This window comes from Novosphingobium sp. TK46, from assembly GCF_055361525.1.
Map to the genome: position 1 here is coordinate 684398 of NZ_CM143963.1, position 17549 is coordinate 701946.

The following is a 17549-nucleotide window of genomic DNA, read 5'->3' on the forward strand; positions in this document are numbered from 1 at the left end:
CCAGCCATAGACACGGGTTTTTTTACAAGGCCAAAGCCGCCGCGTAGGATGCGAAAAAGGCGCCACGGTGTCCCGCAGCGCCTTTTCTTGCTTGCAACCAAACGACCAGGATCAGTCTTCGGACTTCGCAGCCTTCTTGGATGCTTTTTTGGGCTTGGCGTCGCCTTCGACCGCATCGTCGCCGGCCTCGGCTGCGCTGTCTTCTTCGGCAACGTCGGCCTTCTTCTTGACGGCGCTCTTCTTCGCCTTCTTCGGCTCGCCATCGTCGCCTGCCGGCTCGGTGGTGGCTTCGTCGGCGCTATCGGCGGCCTTCGCCTTCTTGGCCGACTTCTTGGGCTTTTCCTGAGCGTCGGCGCCTTCGACATTGCCGTCGGCATCGGCTTCGATCGCGGCCTGCAACTCGTCGCGCGTCACTTCACGCTCGGTCACTTCGGCCTTCTCGATCAGGAAATCCACGACTTTGTCTTCGTACAGCGGAGCACGCAGCTGGGCAGCGGCCATGGGGTCGCTGCGGATGTATTCGGCGAAGCGCTGGCGATCCTCGGGACGATACTGCTGCGCGGCCTGCTGAAGCAGCATCTGCATTTCCTGCGCGGAAACGTCGACGCCGTTGCTCTGGCCGATCTCGGACAGCAGCAGGCCCAAGCGCACGCGGCGCTCGGCGATCTTGCGGTAGTCGTCCTTCTCGGCCTCGATCTCGGCGCGCGCGGCTTCGGCATCGTCCTCGTTGGCCGCTTCCTGCTGCAGCTGCTGCCAGATCTGGTCGAACTCGGCCTCGACCATGGTCGGCGGCACGTCGAAGTCGTGGCCGGCTGCGAGCTGGTCGAGCAACTGACGCTTCATCTGGGTGCGGGTGAGCCCTGCGGTTTCCTGCTCCAGCTGACCGCGCAGCAGGCCGCGCAGCTGCTCCAGGCTCTCGAGCCCGAGCTGCTTGGCGAAGTCCTCGTCGATCTTGAGTTCGGCCGGCACCTTCACTTCATGGACGGTGATGTCGAAAGTCGCATCCTGCCCGGCAAGATTCTCGGCGCCGTAGTCCTCGGGGAACTTGACGGTGATCGTGCGCTCTTCACCGGCCTTGGCGCCGATCAGCTGCTCTTCGAAGCCCGGAATCAGACGACCCGAGCCGATGACGATGGCCTGGTTCTCGGCCTTGCCGCCTTCGAACTCCTCGCCGTTCAGCTTGCCGACGAAATCGCAAAGTACCTGGTCGCCATCTTCGGCGGCGCGGCCCTCGGCGGCTTCGTAGTTCTTCTGCTGGCCGGCGATGCGCTCGACCGATTCGTCGACCTGCTCGTCGGTAACGGGAACGACCAGCTTCTCGAGCTTCAGACCGTCGAGCGTGGGCGCCTCGATCTTGGGCAGCACTTCGAGGCTGACGGAGAGCTCGGCATCCTTGCCCTGTTCGTAGCCTTCGCCAAGCGCGACATCGGGCTGCATCGCGGGACGCAGCGCATTGTCGGCGACGAGCTTGTCCATCGCTTCCTTGATCGAGGTCTGCAGCGCTTCCTGATGGAGCGCGGGACCGTGCATCTTCTTGACGAGGTTGGCGGGCACCTTGCCGGGGCGGAAGCCGGGCATCTTGATCTGCGGCGCCATGCGCTTCACTTCGCCCTCGATGCGGGCGGTGATCTCCTTGGCGGGGATGGTCACCGTATAAGCGCGCTTCAGGCCCTCGTTGGTGGTCTCGACGATCTGCATGTTACGATGCCTTCCTGTGCAATTCGATTGCGGCCGGGCATCCTCGCAGCGGCGGAAAATTGGTGCGGGCGAAGGGACTCGAACCCCCACATCTTACGATACTGGTACCTAAAACCAGCGCGTCTACCAATTCCGCCACGCCCGCAAAGCGTGCCCGACCGTCGACCTTGCGGTCGTGGTCAGAAACTCAAGGGATGGCCCCTTATAGCGATGGACCCGTTAGGGCAAGCGCTGGCGAACGCGCGCAACCTGCGCGCCGTGCCCGCGTTTCGCATGGACCAGCAAAAAGGAACCAGCATGGCCACCGACCCCGGCGCCCCGCGCCCAGATATCGACCGTCCCGACGTCGCCCCGGCCGAGACCCCGGTGCCGCAGGAACCGACGCAGCCCGGCACCCCCGACGGGCCGGACGAAATGCCCGGCGACGTGCCGGCGGTCGACGTGCCGGACGAAGCGCCAACCGAGATGCCGCCACCGATGCAGGCGTAAGGGTCAGATGCGCCTCTTCCCAGAAGGGTCGAGGCGCATCTCTCAACGCGCCAGCGCCCCCAGTCGCAACAGCAACCCCGTCATCGGCGATCCCTGCTGCCGACGAATCGCGGCAGCCGATGGAACACCCGGACATTCCAGGCACATCGCTTGCATCCCCTGCCCCGAAACCATCGCCTCGGCCTGGTTCAGCGCGGTGGTGAGCTGTTCACGCTGACGCCGCCCAGCCATCGCCGCGATGTCTCCACCGGGCTCGCGACGCTGGTACATCTGCAGCAGCAGCGCATTCAGCGGGTCGGTCTTGCGGCCGATGTATTTGACGTGCCACTCGCTCTTGTCGAGCTTTGCGGCCTTGGCAGCATAAGCGAGGGCGGCGTCGAGATCGCCATAGGCATCGATCAGGCCGTTCTGCCTGGCGCGCTCGCCCGTCCAGACACGGCCTTGCGCAATGGCATCGACTTGCTGCGGGGTCTTGCCGCGGGCCTTGCCGACCAGGCCTAGGAACTTCGCATAGGCATCCTCGATCCCCATCTGCACCATCTGTTCCAGTTCGGGGGACAAGCCCCCCAGCAGATCCGGCTGGCCCGAAAGCGCGGTGGTCTTCACCCCGCCCGACTTCACGCCAATGTCGGCCAGCGCCCGCTCGAAGGTGGGCAGGATGCCGAAAACGCCGATCGAGCCGGTGATCGTACCGGGCTCCGCGAAGACGTACTGCGCCGGCGTCGAGACCCAATAGCCGCCGCTAGCCGCGAGATTGCCCATCGAGGCGACGACGGGAATGCCTTTCTGCTTGTAGCGCTCGATCGAGCGGCGGATGCGTTCCGATGCCAGCACCGAACCGCCAGGCGAATCGATGCGCACCACCAGCGCCTTAATGTTGCTGTTCAAGGCGTTGTCGAGCGCCTCGGCGATGCGATCACCGCCCGCCGTTCCCGGTCCCGCATCCCCGTCGACGATATTGCCGGCGATGGTCACGATGCCGATGGTCGCGCCGCCGGTGCTCTCCGGATGGGCGGCGAGGTATGTGGCGAGTTGGGTGCCGACGAGATCGCTGGATGGCGTGTCGGCGAGCGGCGTGCCCGAAAGCTGCGCCACGCGCGCGGCATAGTCGGACGGGGTGCCGATGCGATCGACGAGGCCGGCGGCCTGCGAAGCCTTGGCGAAATCACCGCCCGAGGCCTTGAGCCAGCCGATCGGATCGCCGGTCACCAGCGCGAGATTGGCCTTGGGCCGCGCCTTTTGCACGTTCGCCTGCCACGCGCGCCATAGTCCGCTGTAAAGGTCGGTGTAGGATTCTATCGCGGCTGGCGACGGACCGTCGCGCGTATAGGGCTCGACGAAGGTCTTGTAGGTGCCAACCCGGAAGACGTGGGCATTGACCTTCAGCTTCTGGAGCAAGGTGCCGAAATACAGGTTGTTGCCGCCCGGCCCCACCGCCATCGCCCCGCCCATCGGGTTGACCCAGGCTTCGCTGGCGTGGGCCGCCAGCACGGTGCCGTCATCGGCATAGGCATCGGCATAAGTCAGCACCGGCTTTCCCGCCGCCCGCACCCGGTCCATCGCCGCGCCGATGTCGCGCAAGTGAACGAATCCCGCGCCGGTAAAGCGCGACAGGTCGATCGCGACAAGCTTGATCTTGGGATCGCCGGCAGCGGTGCTCAGCGCCCGTTCGATATCGCGGGCGCGGACGTCGCGCGGCAGGTCGGCATTGGTCGTCTGCGCCAGCAGCAAGTCCGACGTCGTGACTTCGGCGGTCTCTTCGACCACGGCGCCGTCGAGCTGGATCACCAGCGCGCCTTCGGTGACCTTGCCCGGCGTGGGGCGCATCGACAGCACGGCATAAAGCAGCCCGAAGAACATCAGCAGGAGGACGAGCACGAGCGCGTCCTTGATCCCCACGAGCAACTTCCAGACCTTGCGGGCGAATTCCATCGGTACCTGCCTTTCCTGCGCGAAGCATTAGAGCATAACGCGTTGATGGGAACCACTTGGCTGGTTTCGTTCGCCATGCGCATCGGGCTCGTCCGCGATCCAGCTTTTGTCTGTCGGATCGCCGGCCGCAATCGGGGATAGTCGCGCGGCGCCTCTTGAGCCACCCGGCGGTCATGCCTAGAGCGTGGTCTTCAATGACAGCACCGACGTTCATCTATCCGGAAGGCTCCGCAGCCTTCCCGCATCGTGGCCTGGTGGGCATCGCCGGCCTGGCTCCTCACGAGATCACCTATCTGCTGGACGAGGCGGAGCAATGGGTCGAGTTGAACCGTCAGGCCAAGAAGACGCGTGACCTGCTCGCCGGCCTGACCATCATCAACGCCTTTTTCGAGAACTCGACGCGGACGCTGCTCAGCTTCGAGATCGCCGGCAAGCGCCTGGGCGCCGACGTGGTCAACATGGCGGTGGCGACTTCCAGCGTGAAGAAGGGCGAAACCCTGATCGACACGGCGATGACGCTCAACGCCATGCACGCCGACGCCATCGTGATCCGGCATGCGAGTTCCGGCGCGGTGCAGCTGATCGCCGACAAGGTGGACTGCCCGGTGCTCAATGCCGGCGATGGCCAGCACGAACATCCCACGCAAGCCTTGCTGGACGCGCTGACCATCCGCCACGCCAAGCGCAACTTCAACGGGCTGGTGGTGACGATCTGCGGCGACATCCTGCACAGCCGGGTCGCGCGCTCGAACATCCTGTGCCTCACTTCACTCGGGGCGGAAGTGCGTGTTTGCGCTCCCCCGGCGCTGATGCCCGAGGCGATCGAGATGATGAACGTCGCGGTCTTCCATGACTTCGGCGAGGCGCTCAGGGGGGCGGACGTGGTGATGATGCTGCGGCTTCAACTCGAACGGATGCAGGGCCAGTTCATCCCCTCGCCGCGCGAATATCGGCATCTCTACGGCCTCACGCTCGACCGTCTGGCGACCGCCCGGCCTGACGCGCTGGTCATGCACCCGGGCCCGATGAACCGCGGCGTCGAGATCGACAGCAACGTCGCCGACATGGTCGGTCGATCGCAGATCACCACCCAGGTCGAGATGGGCGTGGCCTTGCGCATGGCCTGCCTCGATGTGCTGACCCGCCGGACGCGTGCCGTGGAGGGCTGGGTATGAGCATCGCCGCTCCGCTCGTCATCAGGAACGGTCGGCTGGTTCTGCCCGATGGCGCCATCGCTCCCGGCGCGATCCGCTGCGAAGGGGACAAGATCGTTGCCGTCGGCGCCGACGTGACGGCGCGGGACGGCGATCGCGTACACGACGCGGCAGGGCAGCTGATCGCTCCGGGCCTCGTCGATTTCGGCGTATTCGCCACCGACAAGCCGGCGTTCCACTTCGGCGGTATCACCCGCGCCGCCCTGATGCCGGACCAGAGCCCGCCGCTCGACGTGCCGGCACGGGTCCGCTTCGCCGCATCGTCGGGCAAGCCGGACTTCTGGGTTCATCCGCTCGCCGCCGCGACGCGCGATCTGGAGGGTGAGAAACTGGCCGAGATCGCGCTGATGCGTGACGCCGGGGCACGCGGCATCGCCACCGGGCGACAATGGATCGCGGACTCCGGAACGATGCTGCGTTTGTGCCAGTACGCGGCGATGCTGGGCATGACCATATGCACCCATGCCGAGGATGCGGGACTGGTCGGCAGCGCGGTGGCCACTGCGGGCGAGATGGCGACACGGCTCGGCCTGCCCGCCGCGCCGGCACAGGCGGAAGCCCTGGCGATCGCCCGCGACCTGGCGATCGCCGAGATGGCGGGCTGTGCGATACATCTGCGCACCGTGACCACCACCGCCGGTCTCGCGCTGGTTCGTCAGGCGAAAGCGCGCGGGCTGGCGGTGACGGCGGGTGTGACGCCAGCCTACTTCATGCTCTCCGATCTCGCGACCGCACAGTTTCGCACCTTTGCGCACCTGTCGCCGCCGTTGCGATCCGAAGCGGACCGCCGGGCGGTGATCGCCGCGATCGGTGACGGGACGATCGATATCATCGGGTCCGGTCACGATCCGCGCGGGGCAGAGGACAAACGCCTGCCATTCACCGACTCCTCGCCCGGCATGGCAGGTGCCGAGACGCTGCTGCCGCTGACGTTGACGCTGGTGCGCGATGGCGTGATCGACATGAATCGCGCGTTCGAACTGCTCGCCGCCAACCCGGCGCGACTGCTGGGCGTAGCGGCCGGTCGGCTCGCAGCAGGCGCCGATGCCGACATCGCGATCATCGATCCGGACCGTCCATGGATCGTCGATTCCCGCAAGATGGCGGCCAGCGCGGGCAACACACCGTTCGATCGCCAGCCCGTCCAGGGCCGCGTGCTGGCGCTGTTCAAGGGTGGAGCCAGAGTGGGGCTCAAGCCTGCTTAACCGGAGCTTGACCAGTACCGTTGCTCGGCCAGACATCGCGCCTCCGCTTTAATCGACCGATGGGAAGCCAATACCGTCGCGCGGCGTTACCTCCCCCACATAGAGGAGATTACGATGCGTATTCTGACGAAGCTGTCTTTTGCTATCGCCCTCGCGGCCAGCAGTCTGGGCGTGACCGGCGCCGCAAGCGCACAGAGCCATGACAATCGGATAAACTCGCGGGCCGAATACAATCGTGACGTGCTAGGCATTCCAGGTGGCGCAAACCCCAACTATCGCCGGGCGGACCGCCGCGACGATCGTCGGGACTATCGGCGCGACCGGCGCAACGACGACCGGCGCTCTTATCGATCCAACCGGCGCGGCGACGATCGCCGGGGTTACAACCGTGGTCGCGATTGCCGTACGGTCTGGAGAAATCAGCGCCGCGTAAGAATCTGCCGCTAAACCGAACTCGATCACACGAAAAAGCGCCCCTGTCGTGAGACAGGGGCGCGAAGTGGCTTCACATGGGGGTGAAGTAACCTGTGATCAGCGGCGCGCCAGCATCGGCACCGCCGTCTTGATCGTGCCTGCGACGCGTGGCGCGGCCCGCTCGGTATAAGCCAGGCACTGTCCGCCCCGGCCCTTCACGCTCGAACATTTGCCCCTTGCCTCCGCGGCCTGATAGCCGGCGGCTGCCACGCGGAAATATTGTCGGCCATTGACGGTGGCCGGCGTGATGCGTAGCTCGCGCGCCTTGAGGCTGGGGTCTCGGCTGACGAAGATAGCCCAGGCTCTGCGCGCGCCCGCTTCTGTCCCGAACGAACCCAACTGTATGGCATGCGTGCCCGGCGATGTGGCCGTCGCCACCTTCGTGGATGCCATCCGCGCCCGATGGCGCTCGCGCACCGCGTCGACGGCGCTACGACGCGCGGTGGTGGGCGAAAGGTGGCGCTCCTCCATGCTCGCGATATAGCGATTCACAAGGCTTACCGTGTCGCTCGTCTCGGGATCAGCAGCCTGCCGCAGCGATGCAGGCTTGACTTGCGAGGCCGCTGCCGGCTCGTATCGCTCGCGCGCTTCTGCCTGGGCCAACGCAGGCGCACCCCCAGCAAGCGGCGGCAATTCGGTGTCGGGCGCGGGCGGTGCAGGCAGCGGCTCGTTGGCGGCAAGCGCCGGGGCCGAGGGTGCGGCTGCGATCGCCAGTTGCGCCGGCCGGCCGGGATCGCGGCTGACCGGAGCCCCCAGCAGCGCCGCGACACGCGATTGTGATGACCCGATGCTGGCCTGCAGCGCCCATTCGCTGATGCGGACCTCAAGCTTGTCGGCCGCGATATCCTGCGCAGCGATCGTCCTGGCTTCGGGCAGATGGCCGGCAAGCGCATAGGCATAGGCCAGGTTTTGACGAGTCTGCGTGGTGTTGTCGCCTTGCCTGATCGCATTACCGAGCAGCGTGATCGCCTGCGCAGGCTGGCCGGCCAGCGCCAGCGCTAGCCCATGGTCGCTTGCCGGCAAGGTATCGCCCCACTGCCCGAGCAAGGCGTTCGCCTCGGCATTACGGCCCATGGCGATGTAGGACAGCGCCATGCCCAATGCCGTTGCCGGAGACTTATCGCCGAGCGAGACCGCCTCTTCGAAAGTGGTGCCCGCCGAAACGAAACGACCAGCCGCGAGATAGCCTTGGCCAAGGCGCGCGCGTTCCGTCGCATCTTGCGGGGCCTTGCTCACCGCACGCTCGGCAGCGGCAACCTGCTTCATGATCTTCTTGTCGGGGCGCGCTTGCGAGTCCGTGGCATCGTAGCCGGCGGTCGTGGCATGCACGAAGCTGGGTCCGACGGCGCAAACCACCGCGATCACCCCCGCCAGCGCGGCGCGGTGGAACTTGGCCTGCTGTATCTGCGCTGGCATCGAAACTCATCCCCTTGGTCGACCGCGGCGTGGCGTCGCAAATGGATCGCGAGCATGCCCCTGCTCCATCGACATCGCAGATCGCCCCTAATTCGAGGTTAATGCCCGGTATCGCGGGCATCGCCGCAATCAACAGCGCCGCATAAAGACTTTGCTAAACGGTTCTTCACTATGTCACTTAACGTAGGTCTTCCCACGTGGAAGCTGGGGTGGCGCGCGCAGCGTCGCATGTGCGAAAGGGTCGGCGGTCGTGATCAAAGCAGTTCGGGGTCACGCAACGGCGGCGCTTATCGTGAGCGTCCTGGGGCTATCCGGCGTCCCGGCGATGGCGGACGTAAAGGCCGGCGTCGATGCCTGGGCCATCGGCAACTACCCCGCTGCGGTCCGCGAGTGGCAGGGCCCCGCCGCCGCCGGCGACCCGGACGCCGAGTTCAACCTTGCGCAGGCCTACAAGCTGGGACGCGGCGTTCCGCGTGATCTGGCCCGCGCCGAAAGCCTTTATGCCGCCGCCGCCGCCAAGGGGCATTTGCAAGCGAGCGACAATTACGGCTTGCTGCTGTTCCAGCGCGGCGAGCGCGAGCGCGCCATGCCGTATGTACGCGCGGCCGCCGGTCGCGGAGATGCCCGTGCGCAATACATCCTGGGGCTGGCCTTGTTCAACGGTGACGGCGTGCCGAAAGACTGGGTTCGTGCCTATGCCCTCGTAAGCCTGGCCCAGCAGGCGGGCCTGCCGCAGGCGACCGGTGCGTTGGCGCAGATGGATCAGCACGTGCCGATGGCGGATCGCCAGAAATCCGTCGCGGTCGCGGCGCAGATCGCTGCCGAAAGCGACTCGGCCCGCGCGCGGCAGGTCGCGTCTGCCGATCTTGCGCCGGCTGCTGCCGTTTCTGCGCCACGCGATGCAGGCATCCCGGCAAGAGCACCGTCACGGCCCCGCGTCGCCGCTTCCGATCGGGCGGGCAACGACGCCGTTCGCGCGGCGATCGCGGCCGAGGATGTTACCGGCGACCGCCTGCCCGTCGATGCACGAACGGCGACGCGAGGCGGATCATCGGCCACCATGGCAGCGCCGGCGCGCCGGCCGACCCCGGCGCCTGCCACACCAACACGTCGCGCCCCTGTACAAGCGCCCACTTCGGCTGCGGGCCCCTGGAAGCTGCAGCTTGGCGCATTCGGCGTGCCGGGCAACGCCGATTCGCTTTGGGCGAGGGTAAAAGGCCGTGCCGAACTCGCCGGTCATGCCAGGCAGCTGGCGCCTGCCGGCAAGCTCACCCGGCTACTTGCAACCGGCTTTGCCAGCCAGGGTGACGCGAATGCAGCGTGTGCAAAGCTGAAGAGCGGTGGGTTCACCTGCCTCGCCACACGCGACTGAGGCGGCTACACAGGCGGCCATGCGCGTCGCCTCGCTCGATCTGATCCGCGGCGTCGCCGTTATGGGCATCCTGGCGATCAACATCGCCGGGTTCGCCGGACCGTCCGCCGCGACGCTTAGCCCGAACCTCATGGCGCCGGCCGGGGCGTGGAACGAAGCCGCTTTCGCTTTCGGGTTCGTGGTGTTCGAAGGCAAGATGCGTGCGCTGTTCGCGATCCTGTTCGGGGCGAGCATGGCCCTGTTCATCGATCAGACCGAAGCGCGTGGTCACGATGGCGACATGCTCCAGGCCGCCCGCCTCGGCTGGTTGCTGCTGTTCGGCGTGCTGCATTACGTGCTGCTGTGGTGGGGTGATATCCTGTTCGCCTATGCCGCCTGCGGGCTGGTGCTGTTGTTGTTGCACCGCCTGCCCGACCGCTTGCTCGCCATTGGTGCCGCCACGCTGTTCGTGGTGCTGCACCTCCAAGGCATCGCGACGACGCTGCCGATGATCGACGCGGAGGAAGCGGTGCGTTCGGCTCATGCGAGCGTGGCCCAGACTCAGGCCGTCGCGCAGTACCACGGCTATATCGCCGCCGCGGCGCGGCAGGAGGTCGACCAATATACCGGTGGCTTCCTCCATATCCTGGCGATCAAGATGCGTGAACATCCGTTCTGGCTCCTGGCCGGCGTACGGGACGGTTTCGGCGAGTACCTGCCGCTCATGGCGCTCGGCCTGATCGTGCAACGGCGCGGCTTCTTTGCCGGTACCTGCCAGCGCAGCCACATGATCGCCATCGCTGTCGGCGGGATCGCGATCGGGGGAGCGGCGACGCTGGCATCTCTCGCCTGGCTATGGCCTCGGCACTTTCCCCCGATCGCGATGGATGGGGCACTGCGCTACGGGCTGGCACTGCCGCACCTGCTCATGGCGGCAGGCTATGCCGCGCTGCTGGTGATGGCGACGCCGTGGCTCTTGTCGACCGCTATCGGGTGCCGGATCGCTGCCGCCGGAAGGATGGCCTTTTCCAATTATCTCGGCATAACGATGGTAATGACCGCGATCTTCTATGGCTGGGGCCTGGGCCTGTTCGGGCGGGTCGATCCGCTTGGCCAGTGGGGATTCGTCCTGCTTGGCTGGGGACTGATGCTGGCGTGGAGCAAACCCTGGCTCGATCGCTGGCGGCGTGGCCCGCTTGAATGGTCGTGGCGTTCGCTGACCGCGCGACGGATCCTGCCAAATCGACGATGAATGCTATTGCGATCCATTCGCAGCAGTCTATATTGCGATTCGAGAGGAACGTGAATGTACGTCTGCATCTGCAACGCCATCCGTGAATGTGAACTGCGCAAGGCGGCCCGCGCCAGCCGCGGCGACGCGGAGGCGCTTTATGCCAGCCTCGGTCGGCCACCGCAGTGCCGTCAATGCATCGACGACGCGGACGACATCGTCGCTGACGAACGACTCGCGAGCCAGTTGCCGATGCCGATGGTCGTGGACCGCACCTTTCAGCCGATGCATCCCTGACCTGATCGACCCTGACATTGCCTCCTGACGCTTGACGGTCCATAGGGCCGGTCGACAACGTACAGGAGACAGCGCCATGCGGGGCGATCAGCAGGTCATCGATTTTCTCAACAAGGCGCTCCTCAACGAGCTGACCGCGATCAACCAGTACTGGCTGCATTACCGCATGCTGGAGCATTGGGGGGTTAAGAAGCTCGCCGATTACGAGCGGCACGAATCGATTGACGAGATGAAGCATGCCGACACCTTGTCGGAGCGCATCCTGTTCCTCGATGGTCTTCCCAACTTTCAGGCACTCGGCAAGCTGCGCATCGGCGAGAGCGTCGAAGAGATCCTCAAGGCCGATCTGGCGCTCGAGTATGACGCATTGCCCCTGCTCAAGGAAGCGATCGCCCATTGCGAGGCGGTGCGCGACTACATCAGCCGCGAAATCTTCGAACGCATCCTTGAGAGCGAGGAAGAGCATGTCGACTTCCTGGAAAAGCAGTTCGACCTCATCAAGCTGATGGGCATCCAGAACTACATCCAGCTCAACAGTCCTTCTGCCGGCGAGGGCAGCACCGACACCGGGGCCTGAACGTTGCCTTGAACGCTACGTCGTCCCGGGTGCTCCCCGGGACGACTGCTCCGGTCTATTTCACGCGATACTTGTCGAACCAGGCGAGGATGGCGGCCGCCTTGGCCGCCGATTGCGATGGCCGCGCCGTCAGGCCACCGTGGCTCGCGCCCGGCACCTTGACCAGTGCCGTGGGCACGCCCCGAATTTGCAGCGCAGCGTAATACTGCTCCGCCTCGCTGACCGGGGTGCGATAATCCTGGCTTCCGACCACCACCAGCGTCGGCGTCTTGACGTTGCCGACGAGGCTCAACGGCGAGCGGTTCCAGTAGGACATCGGATCCTCCCACGGCTTCTTGTCGAACCAGTAGCGCGAGGTGAAGGTGGTGGCGTCCATCGTCAGCGCCTCGCTGATCCAGTTGATCACCGGCTTTTGCGAGGCCGCCGCCTTGAAGCGGTCGGTCTTGCCCACGATCCAGGCGGTGAGCACGCCGCCGCCCGAGCCGCCGGTGACAAACAGGTTGTTCGGATCCGCGACCCCGTCGGCGATCGCGGCATCCACCGATGCCATCAGGTCGTCGTAGTCGGTACCGGGATAGGCGCGGTCGATCAGGTTGGCGAATTCCTCGCCATAGGACGTGCTGCCGCGCGGATTGACGTAAAGTACCGCGTAGCCGTGCGCCGCGTAAAGCTGATCGTCGGTCGAGAACGCGGGACCGTAGGCGCTGTTCGGACCGCCATGGATCTCCAGGATCAAAGGCGCGCGCTGACCGGCCGGCAGGCCTGCCGGCGTGACCAGCCAGGCATCGATCGCACGGCCATCGGGGGCGGTGACCGGCAGCTTGCGCACCGGTGCGATCGACTTTGCCGCCAGCCAGTTGGCGTTGAGATCGGTCAGTCGCCGGCCCTCGACCCACAGGTCGGCCGGGGCAGCTGTACCGCCGGCGGTGTAGGCGACCTTGCCTCCGTTCGAGACGGAGAATTGTCCGCCGGTATAGGGCCGGTCATAGTGCGTGCCCGCCGTCAGCCCGTCGGCAACGGTCTTCATCGAACCGGCGAGGCCGATGCGCGCGACCCGCTTTTTGCCGTGATCGTCATAGGCGACGTAAAGCTGCGAGTTGCCGCCCCAATAGACCGTCTCGATCGACCGATCGAGCGATGCAGTCAGCGATCGGGCCCCGCTGCCGTCCGCGTTCATCACGTAGAGTTTGGTGTTCTCGAAGCTGCGGTTGACGTCGTCGAAGCCGAGATAGGCGATGTGCCGGCCATCGGGCGAAACCTGAGCCTCGTTGTCCGGACCGTTGCGCGTGGTCAGCGCGGTGATCGCACCGCTCGCCACGTCGACGGTATAGATCTCCGAGTTGTTTGCCTCGCGCTCCCAGTCGGGACGGCGGTTGGCGGAAAACACGATCTTGCGCTGGTCCGGCATCCACGACAGCGGGCCGGCATCGTCGAAATTGCCAGATGTCACCTGCCGCGCCGCGCCGCCATCCGCGGCGACGACGAAGATGTGATCGTATCCTGGTTGCGCATAGCCGCCGCCATCGGCGCGATAGGCCACGCGATCGATCACTTCGAGGCCTTCCGCCCACTTCGCGCCTTCGGGTTTGGCCGGCGCCTTGCCCAGCTTCATCGCTTCGCCCGGCACGCGCATGGTGTAGGCGATCGATCGTCCATCGGGCGACCAGGCGATGCTGCCCGGACTGTCCGGCATACCCGTCACCTTCACGCTGCGCCCGTTGTCGAGCCACATCACGTTGAGTTGCGGCGCCGCCTCCCCGTCGGACGAGACATACGCGAGCCGCTTGCCATCGGGCGACCAGCGCGGCGAGCGGTGCGATCCCTGCCCCGCCACCAGCGGTGTCTGCCGGCCGCTGGCGAGGTCGACCAGCCAGATGCCGGGCACCTCCTTGTCGGACATGATGTCCGCGCTCATCCGCACGTAGGCTACCCGGCTGCCGTCCGGGCTGATCTGCGGATCGGTCGCGCCGCTAAGGCTGAACAGATCTTCGCCGGTGAAGCTGCGGGTCGGCGCGGTGGCGGTGGCATTTTCGGCGCCATCGGCGGCGTACGCCGGTGCGATCGGCGCGCAAAGGCCCGCCAGGGCGCTTGCCGCCATCAGGATTGTCAGGGAATGGCGCAAGTCAGGGTCTCCGGATCATGTCTGCTCCCAGACTGCAACGTGACGACGCCGAAATCCAGTCTCGCATAGGCGCAGCCCCCGCCAAACTTGATCCCGCGTCGTCGATCGCATGCAACCATCCGCCGCCGCTCCACTTCTACCGGCCAGGGCACGATGTAAGGACGAAGCATGGTTGGGGGCACGGGGCGCAAATTTCGGTTCGAGGACGGCAGCTTCATGGCGGTGGTCCTCATCGTTTCGTTGCTGTTCCTGTGGCTGATCGCTTCGTACTTCGGTGCGATCCTGTGGGGCCTGGTCGCCGCGATCCTGTTCGAGCCTGCGACACAGCGCCTCGCCGCCAGGCTTAATGGCCGCAAGGGACTGGCCGCCTTGCTGGTCCTGCTGCTGATTATCGCCCTGATCGTCATCCCTGCGCTGATACTCGGCTCCAGCCTGGTCCAGGAAGCGGCCTCCCTCTACGAGCGTATCCGTACAGGCCAGATCGACGTACCCGGCATGCTCAATCATTTGCGCGACGCCTTGCCGACCAGCGTCCGGCGCTTCATCGATCGTCAGGGCTTGTCCGATTTCGACAACGTTCGCCGCATGCTCGGCTCGGGCGTCGCCAGCGGTCTGCAGAACATCGCCTCCAGTGCGCTGGTGGTTGGCCAGGGTGCCCTGAGCTTCGTCGCGGCGCTGGGCGTCATGCTCTACCTGACATATTTCCTCCTGCGCGATGGCCGACGCTACGGCGAACTGATCCGCTCCGCCTTGCCCCTGCGCAACAGCGTGCGCGACAGACTGATCGACCATTTCCTCGTCGTCGTGCGCGCGACGATGAAGGGCACCGTCGTGGTCGCCCTGGTGCAAGGCGGCCTTGGCGGCTTGATCTTCTGGGCACTGGGTATCGAGGGCGCGCTGCTGTGGGGCACGCTGATGGGCTTCCTGTCCCTGCTTCCGGCCGTGGGCACGGGCATCGTCTGGGTGCCGGTGGCGATCTATCTGCTGGTGAGCGGCGCCTGGATCAAGGGCGCGATCATGATCTTCTGCGGCGTCTTCGTCATCGGGCTGGTCGACAACCTGTTGCGTCCGATCCTGGTGGGCCGCGATACCCGTATGCCCGACTTCGTCGTCCTTATCGCGACCCTGTCAGGCCTTGAGATGGCCGGACTCAGCGGCTTCATCATCGGTCCCGTCATCGCCGCCTTGTTCATCGCGGTGTGGAACATGGTGATCGAGCAGCGCGCGCCCGCCATGGCGAACATCGCAACGACGACACCTGATGCCGACGAGCATGTTGTCTGATTGATCGCGGGGCCAGATCGATCGCGGGTTGCTGGAACGTAACCGCTTCGTGACGTTGTTGCTGGCGGAGCGACAAGCAATGACCTAGGCACGCCGACGTGACCGCCCGCATCCGCCATCTCATCGCCCTCCCCTTGCTCGCGTCGGCGTGCCCCGCCTTGGCTCAGCAGAACGATGAGCAGCTCTGGCTTCAGGCGAATACCAACGTATCGCTGGACGGCAACACGCGCGTCACGCTCGAACAGATCGCCCGGTTCAGCGATCGGCAGGATGGTCTTTACACTACCGAGTTCGGAGCGCTGATCGGCCAGCGCGTATCCAAAAACCTGGAGCTCGGCTTCGGATATCGGCATGTCGGCTTCTACAACGGCAACACCGGCGCGGATGAAGACCGGTTTCGGCAGCAGGTCGTCGGAACCTTCGGCCGGTTTTCCACCCGCTTCCGGATCGATGAGCGCTTCAATCCGCGCGGAGATGAAGTGGGGATCCGAATCCGGCCACTCGTGCGCTACAATCACCCCATCAACGATAAGGGCTTGGCGATCTTCGTCAGCCACGAGAGCTTCTTCCTGGCCAACACCACGGCCTGGGGGCAGCGGCGCGGCTACGAGCGCATGCGCAACTGGCTGGGGCTGGTGGTGCCGATCTCACCGGCGATGAGCGCGGATGTGGCCTACCTCAATCAGTATCGTTTCGCGCGCGACGGCGCACGTGCCCAAAGCGACCACGCCTTGAGCTTGCAACTTACCGTCAACCTCGGTGCCGTGAGCAAGCAGCGTGAGCATTCACAGCAGGACTGAAATCGCCGGCCTCAATCCTTGGCGAAGGGGTTCTTGGCGCTGCGCAGCGTAAGCCGGATCGGCACCGCAGCGAAACCGAGTTCGCGCCGGATGCCGTTGATCAGATAGCGCTTGTAACTCTCGGGCAGCAAGTCGAGCCGCGTGCCAAACACGATGAACCCCGGCGGCCGGGTCTTGGCCTGGGTTATGTAGCGCAGCTTGATGCGCTTGCCGCCGGGTGCCGGTGGCGGCGTCGCGGTCAGCGCATCGTCGAACCAGCGGTTGAGCGCGGATGTCGTGACGCGCCGGCTCCACGCTTCGCGCAGTTCGAACGCCGCCTTGATCATCTCGTCCAGCCCCTTGCCGGTCCGCGCCGAGACCGCAAGCAACGGCAATCCACGCACTTGCGCCAGCCCATCCTCAAGCGCGGCGCGAATGCCCTGGAACAGCGAGCTGGCACCTTCGGCGACGTCCCACTTGTTGATCGCGATCATCAGCGCCCGGCCTTCTTCGAGCGCCATCGAAGCGATCTTGAGATCCTGATGCTCCAGCCCGCGCGTCGCATCGAGCAGCAGCACGACCACCTCGGCGAAATCGACGGCGTGGCGCGCATCGGCCACCGCCATCTTCTCAAGCTTCTCGATCACGTTGGATTTCTTGCGCATGCCGGCGGTATCGATCAGCCGAACCGGCCGGACCTCGCCATTCTGTTGCGTCCATTCCCAATCGATCGCGATGGAATCGCGGGTGATCCCCGCCTCCGGCCCGGTCAACAGGCGATCCTGGCCCAGCAGCTTGTTGATCAACGTCGACTTGCCCGCATTGGGGCGCCCGACGATCGCCAGCTTCAAAGGCGCGCGCAGCAGCGCCTCCTCATCGTATTCTTCTTCCTCCTCCTCTTCCACCTGAAGCGGTTCGAGGATCGGCAGCAGGGCTTCGAACAGATCGCCCATGCCCTCGCCATGTTCGGCGGAGATGGGCACCGGATCGCCCAGGCCCAGCGAATAGGATTCCAGCAGCCCGCTTTCGCCGGCCCGTCCTTCTGCCTTGTTGGCGACTAGGATCACCGGCACCGGCGAACTGCGCAGCCAGCGCGAGATTTCCTCGTCAAGCGGGGTGAGGCCGGCCCGCGAATCGATGACGAACAACGCGACTTCGGCTGTTTCCAGCGCCGCTTCGGTCTGCTGGCGCATGCGGCCGGGCAGGCTCTCGGCATCCTCGTCCTCCCAGCCGGCGGTGTCGACGATCTGGAACTTGAGGCCGAGTAGCTCGGCATCGCCGAACCGACGATCGCGTGTGACGCCGGGCTGGTCATCGACAAGCGCCAGCTTCTTGCCAACCAGGCGGTTGAAGAGAGTGGACTTGCCGACGTTGGGCCGGCCGATGATGATGACTTGCGGGGACATGATCGTTGGGGACGTGGCGGTTTGTGCCCGTCATGGCAAGTCCCGTGCTGATAGTTCGCCCGCTGCCTGCCCGC

Annotated in this window: 15 protein-coding genes and 1 tRNA gene; 10 read left to right on the forward strand and 6 right to left on the reverse strand. The window is 65.5% G+C overall.

All coding sequences use genetic code 11. The features are described from left to right. Positions 1-111: 111 nt before the first annotated feature. The gene (gene tig, locus ACXJ1Z_RS03165; protein ID WP_463779477.1) at positions 112-1698 is read right to left on the reverse strand and encodes a trigger factor; all 1587 of its coding nucleotides are present in this window, start codon (positions 1696-1698) and stop codon (positions 112-114) included. 60 nt (positions 1699-1758) lie between these two features. Next, positions 1759-1843, reverse strand: a tRNA-Leu gene (locus ACXJ1Z_RS03170). 128 nt (positions 1844-1971) lie between these two features. On the opposite strand from ACXJ1Z_RS03170, the gene ACXJ1Z_RS03175 reads away from it, so the two are divergent. Next, a complete protein-coding gene (locus tag ACXJ1Z_RS03175) occupies positions 1972-2187 on the forward strand; it encodes a hypothetical protein (protein ID WP_463779479.1) in 216 nt (71 codons plus the stop codon). A gap of 42 nt (positions 2188-2229) precedes the next feature. Here ACXJ1Z_RS03175 and sppA read toward each other — a convergent pair whose 3' ends face one another. Next, positions 2230-4119: a signal peptide peptidase SppA gene (gene sppA / locus ACXJ1Z_RS03180; RefSeq protein WP_463779480.1), complete on the reverse strand. Its 1890-nt coding sequence runs from the start codon at positions 4117-4119 to the stop codon at positions 2230-2232. 194 nt (positions 4120-4313) lie between these two features. Here sppA and ACXJ1Z_RS03185 point away from each other — a divergent pair, with 194 nt between their 5' ends. From ACXJ1Z_RS03185 to ACXJ1Z_RS03195, 3 genes are all read left to right on the forward strand, one after another. Continuing rightward, positions 4314-5294, forward strand: a complete 981-nt coding sequence (locus ACXJ1Z_RS03185) for an aspartate carbamoyltransferase catalytic subunit (protein ID WP_463779482.1) — start codon at positions 4314-4316, stop codon at positions 5292-5294. Beyond that, a complete protein-coding gene (locus ACXJ1Z_RS03190; protein ID WP_463779484.1) occupies positions 5291-6538 on the forward strand; it encodes a dihydroorotase in 1248 nt (415 codons plus the stop codon). The genes ACXJ1Z_RS03185 and ACXJ1Z_RS03190 overlap by 4 nt, the downstream gene beginning before the upstream one ends. Before the next feature lie 114 nt (positions 6539-6652). Next, complete coding sequence (locus ACXJ1Z_RS03195) at positions 6653-6985, forward strand: hypothetical protein (RefSeq protein WP_463779486.1); 333 nt, start codon at positions 6653-6655, stop codon at positions 6983-6985. An 84-nt stretch (positions 6986-7069) separates the two neighbouring features. Here the strand turns inward: ACXJ1Z_RS03195 and ACXJ1Z_RS03200 are convergent, their stop codons facing one another. Beyond that, positions 7070-8428: a tetratricopeptide repeat protein gene (locus ACXJ1Z_RS03200; protein ID WP_463779487.1), complete on the reverse strand. Its 1359-nt coding sequence runs from the start codon at positions 8426-8428 to the stop codon at positions 7070-7072. 250 nt (positions 8429-8678) lie between these two features. On the opposite strand from ACXJ1Z_RS03200, the gene ACXJ1Z_RS03205 reads away from it, so the two are divergent. The 4 genes from ACXJ1Z_RS03205 to bfr all read left to right on the forward strand — a co-directional run bounded on the left by ACXJ1Z_RS03205 (position 8679) and on the right by bfr (position 11884). Beyond that, complete coding sequence (locus tag ACXJ1Z_RS03205) at positions 8679-9800, forward strand: SPOR domain-containing protein (protein ID WP_463779489.1); 1122 nt, start codon at positions 8679-8681, stop codon at positions 9798-9800. A 19-nt stretch (positions 9801-9819) separates the two neighbouring features. Further along, positions 9820-11031: a DUF418 domain-containing protein gene (locus ACXJ1Z_RS03210; protein ID WP_463779490.1), complete on the forward strand. Its 1212-nt coding sequence runs from the start codon at positions 9820-9822 to the stop codon at positions 11029-11031. 54 nt (positions 11032-11085) lie between these two features. Next, on the forward strand, positions 11086-11307 hold the full coding sequence (locus tag ACXJ1Z_RS03215; protein WP_463779492.1) for a (2Fe-2S)-binding protein: 222 nt from the start codon (positions 11086-11088) through the stop codon (positions 11305-11307). Positions 11308-11383: 76 nt separating this feature from the next. Continuing rightward, complete coding sequence (bfr, locus tag ACXJ1Z_RS03220; RefSeq protein WP_463779494.1) at positions 11384-11884, forward strand: bacterioferritin; 501 nt, start codon at positions 11384-11386, stop codon at positions 11882-11884. Positions 11885-11939: 55 nt separating this feature from the next. On the opposite strand, the gene ACXJ1Z_RS03225 is transcribed toward bfr, so the two are convergent. Beyond that, positions 11940-13982: a prolyl oligopeptidase family serine peptidase gene (locus tag ACXJ1Z_RS03225; protein ID WP_463781152.1), complete on the reverse strand. Its 2043-nt coding sequence runs from the start codon at positions 13980-13982 to the stop codon at positions 11940-11942. A 192-nt stretch (positions 13983-14174) separates the two neighbouring features. On the opposite strand from ACXJ1Z_RS03225, the gene ACXJ1Z_RS03230 reads away from it, so the two are divergent. Together ACXJ1Z_RS03230 and ACXJ1Z_RS03235 are read left to right on the forward strand one after the other, a co-directional pair. After that, positions 14175-15290, forward strand: a complete 1116-nt coding sequence (locus tag ACXJ1Z_RS03230) for an AI-2E family transporter (RefSeq protein ID WP_463779495.1) — start codon at positions 14175-14177, stop codon at positions 15288-15290. Positions 15291-15388: 98 nt separating this feature from the next. After that, entirely contained in the window at positions 15389-16090 is a 702-nt protein-coding gene (locus tag ACXJ1Z_RS03235; RefSeq protein WP_463779497.1) for a DUF2490 domain-containing protein, read from the forward strand. 11 nt (positions 16091-16101) lie between these two features. Here the strand turns inward: ACXJ1Z_RS03235 and der are convergent, their stop codons facing one another. Next, on the reverse strand, positions 16102-17475 hold the full coding sequence (gene der / locus ACXJ1Z_RS03240; RefSeq protein ID WP_463779498.1) for a ribosome biogenesis GTPase Der: 1374 nt from the start codon (positions 17473-17475) through the stop codon (positions 16102-16104). Between the last annotated feature and the right edge of the window lie 74 nt (positions 17476-17549).

Excerpts from the sequence above, each read along its gene's own strand:
- sppA (WP_463779480.1), bottom strand. The coding sequence starts at position 4,119 with ATGGAATTCGCCCGCAAGGTCTGGAAGTTGCTCGTGGGGATCAAGGAC.
- bfr (WP_463779494.1), top strand. The coding sequence starts at position 11,384 with ATGCGGGGCGATCAGCAGGTCATCGATTTTCTCAACAAGGCGCTCCTC.
- ACXJ1Z_RS03185 (WP_463779482.1), top strand. The coding sequence starts at position 4,314 with ATGACAGCACCGACGTTCATCTATCCGGAAGGCTCCGCAGCCTTCCCG.
- ACXJ1Z_RS03230 (WP_463779495.1), top strand. The coding sequence starts at position 14,175 with ATGGTTGGGGGCACGGGGCGCAAATTTCGGTTCGAGGACGGCAGCTTC.
- der (WP_463779498.1), bottom strand. The coding sequence starts at position 17,475 with ATGTCCCCGCAAGTCATCATCATCGGCCGGCCCAACGTCGGCAAGTCC.
- ACXJ1Z_RS03200 (WP_463779487.1), bottom strand. The coding sequence starts at position 8,428 with ATGCCAGCGCAGATACAGCAGGCCAAGTTCCACCGCGCCGCGCTGGCG.
- ACXJ1Z_RS03215 (WP_463779492.1), top strand. The coding sequence starts at position 11,086 with ATGTACGTCTGCATCTGCAACGCCATCCGTGAATGTGAACTGCGCAAG.
- tig (WP_463779477.1), bottom strand. The coding sequence starts at position 1,698 with ATGCAGATCGTCGAGACCACCAACGAGGGCCTGAAGCGCGCTTATACG.
- ACXJ1Z_RS03195 (WP_463779486.1), top strand. The coding sequence starts at position 6,653 with ATGCGTATTCTGACGAAGCTGTCTTTTGCTATCGCCCTCGCGGCCAGC.
- ACXJ1Z_RS03225 (WP_463781152.1), bottom strand. The coding sequence starts at position 13,982 with ATGGCGGCAAGCGCCCTGGCGGGCCTTTGCGCGCCGATCGCACCGGCG.
- ACXJ1Z_RS03175 (WP_463779479.1), top strand. The coding sequence starts at position 1,972 with ATGGACCAGCAAAAAGGAACCAGCATGGCCACCGACCCCGGCGCCCCG.
- ACXJ1Z_RS03190 (WP_463779484.1), top strand. The coding sequence starts at position 5,291 with ATGAGCATCGCCGCTCCGCTCGTCATCAGGAACGGTCGGCTGGTTCTG.
- ACXJ1Z_RS03210 (WP_463779490.1), top strand. The coding sequence starts at position 9,820 with ATGCGCGTCGCCTCGCTCGATCTGATCCGCGGCGTCGCCGTTATGGGC.